General features: G+C 60.3%; 12 protein-coding genes and 1 pseudogene. All 13 read right to left on the reverse strand.

Annotated features, from left to right (window positions below; all coding sequences use genetic code 11):
* Position 1: 1 nt before the first annotated feature.
* Positions 2-502, reverse strand: a complete 501-nt coding sequence (gene tssJ / locus ACIP8I_RS25110) for a type VI secretion system lipoprotein TssJ (RefSeq protein ID WP_007962325.1) — start codon at positions 500-502, stop codon at positions 2-4.
* 5 nt (positions 503-507) lie between these two features.
* Entirely contained in the window at positions 508-1,701 is a 1,194-nt protein-coding gene (gene tagH / locus ACIP8I_RS25115) for a type VI secretion system-associated FHA domain protein TagH (RefSeq protein ID WP_108589158.1), read from the reverse strand.
* Between the two features lie 18 nt (positions 1,702-1,719).
* Positions 1,720-1,860, reverse strand: coding sequence for a hypothetical protein (locus tag ACIP8I_RS25120; RefSeq protein WP_003229566.1), 141 nt, complete (start codon positions 1,858-1,860; stop codon positions 1,720-1,722).
* A gap of 315 nt (positions 1,861-2,175) precedes the next feature.
* Complete coding sequence (locus tag ACIP8I_RS25125; protein ID WP_400764596.1) at positions 2,176-3,696, reverse strand: sigma-54 interaction domain-containing protein; 1,521 nt, start codon at positions 3,694-3,696, stop codon at positions 2,176-2,178.
* A gap of 10 nt (positions 3,697-3,706) precedes the next feature.
* Positions 3,707-6,364 carry a type VI secretion system ATPase TssH gene (gene tssH, locus ACIP8I_RS25130; RefSeq protein ID WP_247267169.1) on the reverse strand — a complete coding sequence of 886 codons (2,658 nt, stop codon included), beginning with the start codon at positions 6,362-6,364 and terminating at the stop codon, positions 3,707-3,709.
* A gap of 11 nt (positions 6,365-6,375) precedes the next feature.
* The gene (gene tssG / locus ACIP8I_RS25135; protein WP_027610384.1) at positions 6,376-7,383 is read right to left on the reverse strand and encodes a type VI secretion system baseplate subunit TssG; all 1,008 of its coding nucleotides are present in this window, start codon (positions 7,381-7,383) and stop codon (positions 6,376-6,378) included.
* Positions 7,347-9,134: a type VI secretion system baseplate subunit TssF gene (gene tssF, locus ACIP8I_RS25140; RefSeq protein WP_007962320.1), complete on the reverse strand. Its 1,788-nt coding sequence runs from the start codon at positions 9,132-9,134 to the stop codon at positions 7,347-7,349. The genes tssG and tssF overlap by 37 nt, the downstream gene beginning before the upstream one ends.
* Before the next feature lie 69 nt (positions 9,135-9,203).
* On the reverse strand, positions 9,204-9,626 hold the full coding sequence (locus ACIP8I_RS25145; protein WP_400764597.1) for a hypothetical protein: 423 nt from the start codon (positions 9,624-9,626) through the stop codon (positions 9,204-9,206).
* Positions 9,627-9,633: 7 nt separating this feature from the next.
* Positions 9,634-10,020, reverse strand: a complete 387-nt coding sequence (locus ACIP8I_RS25150; protein ID WP_258677323.1) for a hypothetical protein — start codon at positions 10,018-10,020, stop codon at positions 9,634-9,636.
* 79 nt (positions 10,021-10,099) lie between these two features.
* Positions 10,100-11,029: a DUF6402 family protein gene (locus ACIP8I_RS25155; RefSeq protein ID WP_400764598.1), complete on the reverse strand. Its 930-nt coding sequence runs from the start codon at positions 11,027-11,029 to the stop codon at positions 10,100-10,102.
* 12 nt (positions 11,030-11,041) lie between these two features.
* On the reverse strand, positions 11,042-11,566 hold the full coding sequence (locus ACIP8I_RS25160; RefSeq protein ID WP_258677326.1) for a PAAR domain-containing protein: 525 nt from the start codon (positions 11,564-11,566) through the stop codon (positions 11,042-11,044).
* 11 nt (positions 11,567-11,577) lie between these two features.
* Positions 11,578-11,985 carry a type VI secretion system baseplate subunit TssE gene (tssE, locus tag ACIP8I_RS25165; RefSeq protein ID WP_007920274.1) on the reverse strand — a complete coding sequence of 136 codons (408 nt, stop codon included), beginning with the start codon at positions 11,983-11,985 and terminating at the stop codon, positions 11,578-11,580.
* Between the two features lie 9 nt (positions 11,986-11,994).
* Positions 11,995-12,212 (reverse strand): annotated as a pseudogene (locus tag ACIP8I_RS25170) (type VI secretion system contractile sheath large subunit); the annotation flags it as partial.

Raw genomic sequence — 12,212 nt, forward strand, 5'->3', positions numbered from 1 at the left:
TTCAGTCATCCGCCTTGGCGAGCGCTTCATGGGTGTTGCGGATACCGGCCTGATCCAGGGTCAGATCGGCCTCGGTCAGCTCCAGCGGAGTGACCTGAACGGTGTAGCGCCACTTGGTTTCCGGCAGATCGCGGTACGCAGCGAGGACGCCAACGTAGCGGCTGCCCTCCTCCACGCTGAGCTTCATTTCCACGGTTTCACCCGGGCGCAGTTCGAGTTCTTCGCTGGCCACCAGATCCGGGTTGAGGGATTCCTTGGCGCGCTCGTAGAGGCTGAAGAAATCAGCGTTCTCGAAGGTCACCGGGTGCTTGAGTTCGAACAGGCGCACGACGATCGGCGAAGGACGGCCGTTGAGGTCCGGGTTGAGCTGATCGCTGCCGGTCAGCTTCAGATTGATCTTGGTCACTTTCGAGTACGGCGACAGCGACGAGCAACCGGCGAGCAGCACCAGCACGGTGAGCGCAGTCAGCGTCTTGAAAAAAGCGGTCGAGCGGCGAGACATGCGCATCATCCTTGGTGGTCGGTGTGGAGGGTGGAGATCAGGCGGATCTGTTCTTCGTAGGCCTGGGCGAAGTCGCGGGCCAGCAAACGCTCGCTCCAGTCATCGTCCTGACGCAGGGCCTGGTGGTACCGGCCGAACGCTCTCCAGCGGCCGCCCGAGGTGGCGATCAACGGTTTGTTGTCGCGCTCGAAACGCAGGGTCAGCTGTTCCGGCGAGAAGTGCTCCAACGTACCGCGCACGGCGGCGCGACTGGCGGTGAGCAAGGCCACCTGGTGCGCCTGCAGATCGCGGAACGCACGGGAGATCGCCTGCTCGGCCGGCAAATGACCGGGCTTGTGCGGCTGCAACAGAATCTCCAGCGCTTCGCTCGGATCGACGGCGAATTTCAGCGGGTTCTTGTTGGTGCCTTGCACGGTGGTCTGAGCCAGACGCAGTTCGTTTTTCAGCTCCGAACGGGTGCGCAGGCTCTGCTGCAAACCGCCGATGCTCTGCCGCAGCAGACGCGCGGCATTCAGCGCCAAGGCTTCGCGGGCGTCGTGATCCAGACCTTTGACATCCACACCCAGTGCCGCGCCGAAATGCTCCCAGAACCCTTCGCTCTGACGCTCGACGACCTTCGGGGCCGGAGCAGGCTCGGGCTCAACCGGGGCGACGAGTTCGGGCACCATCAGGCTTTCCATGTCGATGCGCGCATAGTCGGCGCGCTGACGGGAATCCTCGGGCTTGGCGGTCGGGGCCAACAGTTCGTCGATTTCCGAGTAGACGCGCTCTTGCTGTTCAATCGCGTTCAGCGGATCGAGGTCGAGGAACGCGTCGTCCGGAATGATGCTACCGGCAGCACGCGGACGGCCGACTTCACCGTCGAAGGTCGCCGGGTCACGCACCAGCCGCGCACGAATCTCGAAGTCGCCGAGCACGTAGGTGCTGCCGTGCTCGATGCGCACCGGCTCGCCCTTGTGCAGGCGTGCGCCGCTGCCGCCGTCCTGGACGCCGTTGCTACTGGTGTCGGTGAGGAAAAACGTGCCTTCGCGGTAGCTGACAATCGCGTGGTGATTGGACAGATGACGCTTGCGGTCAGGAATGATCCAGTCGCAGTCCTCGCCACGCCCGATCACGCCGCCGGCCTGTTTGAAGGTCTTCTGGCACAACTCGGTGGGCACGAACTGCTTGGTGTTCAGCATTTCGAAAACCAGTTCCATGTTTGATGCTCCTTGCGGTCACTTGCCGCGATTGACCGCTTGCGGATCACCCAACGGGCGATAGTCGTTGTCGTTGAATTTGTAATTGCCGCTACAGCCGCCAAGGCCGCATAGAACGACGAGGGTCAGCAGGACAGCGTGCCAGTGACGAACAGACATCAGAGGGTCTCCAGGGGTAGACAAAGCACAAAGCGCCGACCCTTGCGGGCGGCGCTGAAATTAATTCTTTGGGTGGTCTCGAAGGCTCTACATCGGGGCCTTGAGCCAGACCATCGAGGTGAACGCACCTCCTGTGGCCAGTGCGCAATCTGTGGCGAGGGAGCTTGCTCCCGCCGGGGTGCGCAGCAGCCCCAAAACCAGACACTGCGGTGCCTCAGGGAAACCGGGTTCAGCGGGTTACGACTGCTGCGCAGCCGAGCGGGAGCAAGCTCCCTCGCCACAGGGGAATATTCCGATTCAGGACACTTCTGCAGATCAACCATCGAAGTCACCCAGGTTGATATTCAACCGCCCGAGGCGGTACAGCAGGGTGCGGCGTGGCAGGCCCAGTTCGCGGGCAGCGAGGGTCTGGTTGCCGTCGTTCTTGCGCAGGCAGTCGAGCAACAATGTGCGTTCGACTTTTTCCAGACGCTCGCGCAGATTCAGGCCGCTGTGGTCTTCGGGCATCGGCTCCATGCGCAGGGAGAAATGCTCGGCGAGCAACTCGCCGCCCTCGCACAACAGCACCGCGCGTTCGACCAGCGCCTTGAGTTCGCGCACGTTGCCGGGGAAGGTGTAACCGGACAGGTGTTCCAGCGCCGCGCTCGACCAGCGCACCGGGTCGCGCTGCAAATACGCGCAGGTCTTCTCGGCGAAGTGCAGAGCCAGTTCCAGAATGTCGCCTTCGCGCTGGCGCAGGGCCGGCAGCTCGATCGGGAATTGCGCGAGGCGGTAATACAGGTCCTCACGGAATTTGCCTTCGCTGACCAGCGTCGACAGATCGCGATGGGTCGCGGCGATGATGCGCACGTCGATTTTGTGCGTGTCGTTGGAACCCAGCGGGCGAATCTCGCCCTCCTGCAACACGCGCAATATCTTCGCTTGCAGTGACAGCGGCATGTCGCCGATCTCGTCGAGCAACAGCGTGCCGCCATTGGCCGCATCGAACAGCCCCGCGCGGTCGCGATCGGCACCGGTGAAGGCACCTTTGCGATAGCCGAACAGCTCGCTTTCCAGCAGGTTCTCCGGGACGGCCGCGCAGTTCTGCACGATGAACGCCTGAGAGCGACGCGGGCCGCAATCGTGAATCGCCCGGGCCACGACTTCCTTGCCGGTACCGGTTTCGCCGCGCAACAGCACGGTGTAAGGGCTGTGCAGGACTTTGCTGATCAACGAATGGGTCTGACGCATCGCCGCACTTTTGCCGATCAGGCCATAGCCGTTGATGCTCGGCACGCTGCGCGCCACCGTGACCGATTCGGCCGGCGGCTGGCGCAGACGCTGCAGCAAGTGCAGTTGACCGAGCACGAACGAGCCGAGCTGACCGAGCGAATCGGCAAAACCCTGCAGGTCGACGTGACGGCGACTGGCGCACAGCAGCAGGCCTTCAACCGCCTTCTGCTGATTGACCAGTGGCACGCACAGCAGCGATTGCCAGGCACCAGCGGTGGCCGGCAAAAAGCTGGTCTCGTGCAGGCTGGCGCCCAGATCGTCGAGGCAGACCACACGGTTCTGACACAGGGCAAACTGCAGCAGTTGCTCGCCGTTGTAGTCCGCCGGCAGGCTGGTGGCGGCGCGCGGTTGCAGCGCGCCGTCGAGGCATTCGGCGTTCATCCCCAGACAGGTATGGGTAGCGTCGAGCAGGTACAACTGCGCCAGTTCGCAACCGCTCAGCTCGGCCAGGCCACGCACGAAGTCACTCAGCAGCGCAGCACCGTCCGCCGCGCGCGACAGGCTGGCGAACTGCGCCAGCAACGCTTCGGCATAGACCAGTGGCTGCGGCACTTGAGTGAACATCACACCCACCTCAGGCGAACTCGCACGTCACGCTGGCGTTGCCATCGAGCGTGGCATGCACACGCTTGAGGCTTTCACCGGTGGCCATCGCATCGAGCAGGCGGTCAGCTACCAGCGGCAGCACGTGCTGATCGAGCAGATGGTCGATCAGGCGCGCGCCGCTTTCGCTTTGCGTGCAACGCTCGGACAGATGATCGACGAGGTTCTGGCACCAGCTGAAATCCAGCTGACGACGGTTCAGGCGCTCGCCCAGACGACCGAGTTTGATCTCGATCAGCTCGCGCAGTACCGGGCCGCCCACCGGGTAGTACGGCACCACTTTCATCCGCGCCAGCAGCGCCGGTTTGAAGTGCTTGCTCAGCACCGGGCGAATGGTTTCTTCCAGCAGCTCGGCGGTCGGGCGAGCGCCGTTTTCGCAGAGGTCGCTGATCTTGTCGCTACCGAGGTTCGAGGTCATCAGGATCAAGGTGTTGCGGAAGTCGATCTCGCGACCTTCGCCGTCGTTGGCCACGCCTTTGTCGAAGATTTGGTAGAACAGGTTGAGCACGTCCGGATCAGCCTTTTCGACTTCATCGAGCAGCACCACCGAGTACGGCTTCTGCCGCACCGCTTCGGTGAGCATGCCGCCCTCGCCGTAACCGACGTAGCCCGGTGGCGCACCGATCAGACGCGAGACGGTGTGCTTCTCCTGGAATTCGGACATGTTGATGGTGGTGATGAAACGGTCGCCGCCGTACAGCAGGTCAGCCAGGGCCAGCGCGGTTTCGGTCTTGCCGACGCCGCTCGGGCCGACCAGCAGGAACACGCCGACCGGTGCGTCAGGCTTGTTCAGGCCGGCGGCAGTGGCGCGCATCGAGCGATCCAGAGCGTGCACGGCTTGTTCCTGACCACGGATGCGCGTGCGCAGGTCAGTGGCGAAACTGGCGACCTTGGCGTTGTGCTCGCGGGCCAGTTGCGCCAGCGGCACGCCGGTCCAGGCGCTGATCACTTCGGCCACCAGACGCGGGCAGACTTCGAAGCTGACCAGACGTTCTTTGACTTGAGCCGCGGTCAGGGCGCTGTGGGTCTGGTGCAGTTCGGCTTCCAGCGCTTCGACGCTCTGGCCTTCCTCGACCTCGGCGGCGATGGTTTCGATCACCGTACCTTCGGCGTCTTCTTCAACGCTGACGGTCGGCTCGACGGCGGCGGCTTCGCGGGCCTTGGCCAGTTGCTGACGCAGTTCCAGCAGGCGCTCGGCCAGTTGCTTCTGCTCGGTCCACAGGCTTTCCAGGGCGACCATTTCGCTTTCGGCTTCGTCCAGCCGCGCTTCCAGTGCGTCCAATGCTTCGTGGTCGATCAACAGACCGGCCTCGGCATCGCGACGCAGGGCCTGACGCTGACGGCCACCTTCGGCCAATTCACCACGCAGGCGTTCGAGGCTTTCCGGGGCAGCGGCGAGGCTGATGCGCACGCGGGCACACGCGGTGTCGAGCACGTCGACGGCTTTGTCCGGCAGTTGGCGGCCAGCCAGATAGCGGGCGGACAACTCAGCGGCGGAGACCACCGCGTCATCGCGCAGGTAGATGCCGTGGCTCTTCTCGTAGACCTGCGCCAGACCACGCAGGATGGTCACCGCTTCACTGACGGTCGGCTCGTGCAACTGCACCGGCTGGAAACGACGGGCCAGCGCCGGGTCTTTCTCGAAGTATTTCTTGTACTCGGCCCAAGTGGTGGCGGCGATGGTGCGCAGTTCGCCACGGGCCAGCGCCGGTTTCAGCAGGTTGGCCGCGTCGGAACCGCCGGCGTTGCCGCCCGCGCCGATCAGGGTGTGGGCTTCGTCGATAAACAGGATGATCGGTTTCGGCGAGGCTTTGACTTCGTCGATCACGCCTTTGAGGCGACGCTCGAATTCACCTTTGACGCTGGCGCCGGCCTGCAGCAGGCCCATGTCCAGCGACAGCAGCTCGACGCCCTTGAGCACCTGCGGCACTTCACCGGCCGCGATGCGCGAGGCCAGGCCTTCGACGATGGCGGTTTTACCGACGCCGGCCTCACCGACCACGATCGGGTTGTTCTTGCGGCGACGCGCGAGGATGTCGACCATCTGCCGGATCGCGCCATCGCGGCACAGCACCGGGTCGAGTTTGCCGTCGCGCGCCTGTTGGGTCAGGTTGTGGGTGAAACGCTGCAGCAGCGATTCGCCTTGAGCGGCAGGCTTGCCGTTGGCCGCCGGTTGCTCCTGTTGCGACAGGGCAAATTCCTTCAGGCGATCAATGTTCAACTTGGCGAGCAGCGGCTGATAACGGCTGCCGGCGTAGCGCATCGGGTTGCGCAGCAGCGCGAGGATCAGCGCAGCGTCTTCGACCTGGGTCTGGCCCAGTTCGAGGTTGGCCACCAGCAGCGCGTCTTGCAGCCACTGCACCAGTTCCGGGGCGAACACCGGGTTGCGCGAGGCGCTGTGTTCAACGCGAGATTGCAGCGCGGCGCTCAGTTCACCGGCATCGACATCGGCATCCTGCAACGCACGCGAGAGCAAACCGTTCGGACGCTCCAGCAGGCCCAGCAGCAAGTCTTCGACGAGGATCTTGCTGCCGCCACGGGCCACGCAACGTTCGGCCGAACGCTCCAGATCACGACGGGTTTCGGCGTCCAGCGCCTGGATGAGTTGTTGCAGGTCTACGTTGATCATGGCTCACGTCCTTAATGAATTTTGCTGCCCAGGGTGACCACGCCGTCTGCTTTTTCGCAGCCCAGCCAACTGGTCCACCCCAGGCGACAGTCGTTCTTCTCACCAATGCGCAGTTCGCGGATTTCTTCCGGGCGCAGCACCAGGCGAATGTCGTAATCGAGCGGGTCACGCAAGGTGAACCGCACCAGCGCGCACAGCGGCTGGTAACCGAAACCGATTGGCAGGAATTCGTGGAATCGCTCCCAGTCGAGTTCGGTGATGTGAATGCGGAATTTGCCGCTGCGGTCGCGCACCTGCTCGCCCAGCACCAGGTCTTCACCGAGCAGGCTGTTGGCGCGACCGAGGCGGTTGCGCTGCTCCTCAAGGATCTCCACGCGGCGCTCGATGCACTGCTCGATGACCAGGTCTTCGTGCTTGAAGTAGTAACGCAGTACGGCTTCGATCAGCGCCGCCGAGTGCGCCCGCAAGCTGAGCAACCCGAGGTACGGCAGCAGGCGCTTCCAGTTCAGCTCCTTGGCCTTGCGGATCTCGTCGCCACCCAGACCGATCAGCGCGAACAGCTGCGACGAGAACGGGTCGATCGCGCCGCTCTGGAAGCTGGCGCGATAGCGGTACTTGCGCCAGATCGGCAGCATCAGCCGTTGCAGGCGATGGTGGAACAGGTCGAGGAAATTGCGCGTCGGGTTGCCGTCCTCGCTGTCGCCCAGAGCCTGCTCGCCGTAGAACGCCGGCAGCGGCGAACCGGAGCCGACCAGCCCGATCAGGTTGAAACGCATGCGCGCGCGCATCTGCCCGTGCTCTTCGAAAAACTCCACGCGATCGACGTCGCTGCGCGGAAAGCCCAGGCTCGGGTTGGCCTGAAACTCCACCTGATCGTACAGATCGTCTTCGCTCAGGTACGGGTGTGCCTCGCGCAGCCGGTCGATCACCAGCAGCACGGCCTGAAACAGCGAGTACTCGCGTATTACCTTGGTCAGCCCGCTTAAAGCAGGGGCTGCAGGCCCATACGTGGTGTCCATTGGTACACCTCTCCCTGTGTGCTTTTTACCCGCAGCTCGTGGTACGAATTGAGACTGGCGTAAAGCGCGAAAAACTCGTTGAGAACCGAAGCGAAAACGAACAGGTCGCCTTCGCCGATATACCCTTCCGGGTCGATGGTCAGTTCGGTGCGCAGACCGCGTACCGGCAAGCCACGGTGCAGCCGGTCGACGTGGTGGTGCTTGATGTGCTTGAGGCCGCCGAGCAGGCGCTTGCTGACCTTCTCCGCGTGCTGGTCGTAGTAGCGCGGCAGGTCGTAGGTTTCGAGAATCACCTTCAACGCGTTGACGTCGGCCAGCGACAGATAGTTGAGCGACATGTTGCTGATCAGCTTCCACAGGAAGTCACGGTTCAGCGGCGGCGCAAAGCTCGACGTGGCCGGGGTGATGTTGCGGAAACTGAGGAACTCCGGGGTCTCTTCGCAGGCCATGCAGATGTCGCCGAGCTTGAGCTTGCGCGGCAGGTTCTGGTTGGTGCATATCAGCTCGATCGACAGGGTTTCGTGGGCTTCGGTGTGGCGGATGCCGAAGCTCAGGTAGGTGTCGAGGCCGTCATGCAGCAACGACGAACGCTGGCGGATGCTGTAATGCGGACGGCTGTTGGGCACGTCGAAACTCGGGTCATGCTCGAAGGATTCGAACGGCACGTACTCCTGATAACCGAGGCCGCCGGGCTTCCAGCCGGTGACGGTTTCCACCGAAAACACGCCGCAGTTTTCCAGATCGTATTCCGCTGGCAGCAGCAGGTATTCATCCTGTTTGCCGTCGAGGCGGATCGGCAGCGCATCGTGGGCGAACAGGTTGGCAATCGGCGTGCAGAACAGCTTCACGTTATCCAGGGTCGGCCGCATGCGCATGATCCCGCTCTTGCGGATATCGAAACGCAGCTCCAGGCCGCGCATCTGCTTGAGGGTGTCTTCCGGCAGCGCCTTGAGGATGTCCAGACCGTTGACGTCGACGAACAGGAACTTGTCCTGGAAGGCGAAGTATTCCTGCAGATAGCGGTAGCCACGGAAGGTGTTCAGCGGATACGGGATCAACGCTTCTTCTTCGGCAAAGCCCACCGGCTTGACCCGGTCACCCGGAATCTTGAACGCCATCGGCTTGCCCGCCACGCCATCGATCGGCTTGCCGGCGCCGTCGAGCGGGATCAGTTCGATGCCTTCCAGGTTGCGCAGCAGACTCAGGTACAGCATCTGGCTGATGTAGCGCTCGCCGGCAAAGTGCAGGCGCAGTTTGCTCAGCTCCAGCTCACCGAGGTGGCCGTCGGCGCTCATTTCCAGACGCAGGCTGAGCAGCGAGCCATCGCCCTTCACCGAGTAGTTCAGCGCGGCCAGATCCAGCGGCAATACTTCGGTCGGGTAGCAGGTGCGGAAGCGGCAACGCACGTCTTCGATCGGTTTGCTTTCGATCGGCGTATCGCGCTCGACCACCAGCGCCGGCCCGGAACGCTTCAGCGGATCAAACTGCAGAATGCTGAACGCCGGCAGCGGACGCATGTAGTTCGGCCACAGCAGTTGCATCAGCGAGTGGCTGAGCTCCGGCAGCTCGTCATCGAGCTTCTGCCGCAGCCGCCCGGTGAGGAACGCAAAACCTTCCAGCAACCGCTCCACATCCGGATCCCGCCCGGCCTGGCCCAGGAACGGCGCCAACGCCGGACTACGCTCGGCGAAACGGCGACCGAGTTGGCGCAGTGCGGTGAGTTCGCTTTGGTAGTAGTGGTTAAAGGACACGGGTTACCTGCCTGGTAGTGGAACTCATGGAATAACTGTCCTGCGGATTACGCTGGATGTCCGACCTGGTCATTGGATTGCACCTGCAGGCTGACTTGGCTGAATGCGACCTGCGATGTTTCGCAAAGCCCAACGCAACTCGATGACTTGAGTGGTGAGGATCGCCAGCAACGTGACGCAGCCTTGAGCTACGCCGTAAAACAGGGCTCTTAACGGGTTGTCGGGTAGCATCCAAAGCAGGATGAAGCCCACCATCAGAAAAAGGATGGCCAGCTTGGCGACCAGACCTGGAATCAGCGCAACGATCAGGTTGACGCCCAGAAAAATGTAAAACAGTGCGTAACTCGCAATGCCGATGGCGACACCATGGGAGGTAAATCCGCCGTTAAAAAGCCTGTAAGCATGCACAACCGCGTCATTCAAAAATGCATAAGCCACGCATCCGAGGGCGTGGATTAATAGGCATAGGGCGAGACGAACGTAGCTGTTCATACTGCTATCAATTTTCCAGAATCTCGTAAGGTGTATTACTGATGAAAATATTCAGCCAGTTTTCTTCCCATTGCGGCATGGAAATTATAAAAGCCTTATCTTTCTTTTCGAAGGCGATCCAAGTAATTCCAACCTCAGCATCATCTTCGAATGTGCGCATATCCAACGACTGCGTATCATACAACGGGGTTCGATATACCTTCCCTGGCTCTTTTGAGTCGATAACTCTTAAATACGCCATACCGCCAAGCATAAAGATCCTGCCGACACGCACATTCTCAATTGTGTAGCGGCCCGAGGGGCTAGCTGTAGTTGTACTTGCAGGATACCCTAGCATTGCATTTACGCAATAAACGAGCAATGCAATCAATACCAAGAGCAAACTGATAGGCACTAGCCATTTCTTTCTAAGCGTAGTCATTTTTTTGCCACACCCACTTCGACAGAGATTGTACATGAGCAAAAAATGCGCATCATTTATTCCAAACATTAATAACTGTCATGGGAACATTCTGATATTTGATATCAGACAAAACCTGGAAATCACCGCCTTTTTTAAATTCCGTTCGATATTTTACAAAATGAGAATTCGTAATATAGAAATAACGCGAGCTTTCTATTTCCCGAAACATCGCCTGAGAGTCTTCTGCACTGATATAGGGGTTTGAAGCGATGTCTGACTTCATCTGCGCCGCACCGGCATTTGCAGTGGCCGCATAAGCCGGGTTGGCTATACCATCGAAGTTCCAGAACCCCAATGGCTGACTGAAATTGTCATCCGGTGCGTCATTGAAGTCATAGGCGTCCTCAGCGTAAAACCCAATTCGTTCCACAAACAGTTGAATGCTGTCTACGGAAATAACCAGCTTCCCTTCTGGAAATACGCGGACATTAAAGTTTGCCAGCGCAGCTCGCAGTTCATCCGTCTTCTCTATTAAACCGAACTTAACTGCTCGATTATTACTATATCCAAACTCTTCAACCTTCCTAGCGCTAGCAAACTTAAAAGGATAGACACCCGGCGCCGAGCCAAGATACTTATCTTTAATCTTCTTGCTTATATTATTGCGGCCTGCAGGATTATCCCAAGCAGATTTAAGCTCTTCAATGACAGTTTTCGCAGGCTCAAACTTTTCCAACCAAGCCATTTTTACGATGGTGTCATTTACGTAGGCGATGTCAGCAAGAGCAATATGGTCTTTAACCTCTTTACTCATGGCACCATCGGCAGTTGGCCATGGTTTGCCATCAAACCAATGGCGCATCAGCTTCGCAGCAACTGGCCACTTCATCTTATCCATCGCATCAGGTATATCTGTGATTTTGAATTGACGGACAGCTGCGGACTTACCAGTTTGGTTACTGGCCGGCGTCAGACTTGATGCTATTTTCATATCCGCCATAACAAAATCCTTTTATCCAATCACGACTTCAGATTGCTGTTCAATAATCAACTCATAGGGCTCCGCTACAGAGGACGAGATTTTTTGCGTCTTCCCGTCGGCTCCCGTGACACCACTGATAACTTTTCCCGAGGCTGTTTTGAAACTGTATGCCACTCCCGCCAATGGCTTCCCGGAGTCCTGACAATTGATGACGTAGTGCTCGTTAAACGGCCACTTGATCTCCACCGGCAAAGGCGGCACAAACGGCGCCGGCGAGTGCGAATTACCGATAATCACCGTCCCGGAACCTGCCGTGACTTTATTGCCGTGAGAACCAACCGAACCTACGGTCGCAGCCGGTTTGCCATTGATCAAAACCGTGGTCGCCAGATCGCCGACCAACGCACCACCACACGCCGAGGCATCGCCTTGGCGGGCGGCCGCGAGGCCGTCGAAGAACACGTCGCCGGAACCGGCGGCGATCGGGTTGGTACCGTGGCCAGGAAGTGGGCAAGCGGTGGGGTCGGATACGCGTGCTGCGGGTTTGCCAGACATCGGGAATCTCCTTAGGTGACCTTCACTTGACCGCTGCCATCCAGGCGCGCGGAAAAACTGACCTGACGCTTGAAACCCTCGACTTCCAGCAGGCCTTCGATGCTGAAGGCCAGCCGTAGCTGGTCGTGGTCACGCGGCAGGGAAATGACACGCACGTTGCTCAGGCGCGGCTCGTAGGCTTCGATGAAGTTTTCGATGGCCAGACGGGCCTGACTCAGGGAGTCGTGCAGGCTCAGACGCATGTCATTGAGATCGGGCAACCCGTAGTCGGCCAGCGTTTGCACGCTGCCGGCCCGGGTGCTGAGCATTTTGGCCAGATGGGCAGCCACTGACGCCATGGCACAAGCCTCGAGGCTGTTGCCCTTGCGTAGTTGCGCGTCGCCGTTGAGGCGCTCGAACAGGCTGCCGTATCCGTCCATGAGTCGCTCTTACTCTTTGTCCAGCTTGCCAACCAGCGACAGGGTGAAATCGGCACCCATGTACTTGAAGTGCGGACGCACGTTCAAGCTCACGCGGTACCAGCCCGGCTCGCCTTCAACGTCGCTGACGATCACTTGCGCAGCGCGCAGCGGACGACGGCCACGCACTTCGGCGCTCGGGTTTTCCTGGTCGGCGACGTACTGGCGGATCCACTTGTTCAGTTCCA

This window comes from Pseudomonas sp. NPDC088414, from assembly GCF_044753325.1.
Taxonomy (GTDB): Bacteria; Pseudomonadota; Gammaproteobacteria; order Pseudomonadales; family Pseudomonadaceae; genus Aquipseudomonas.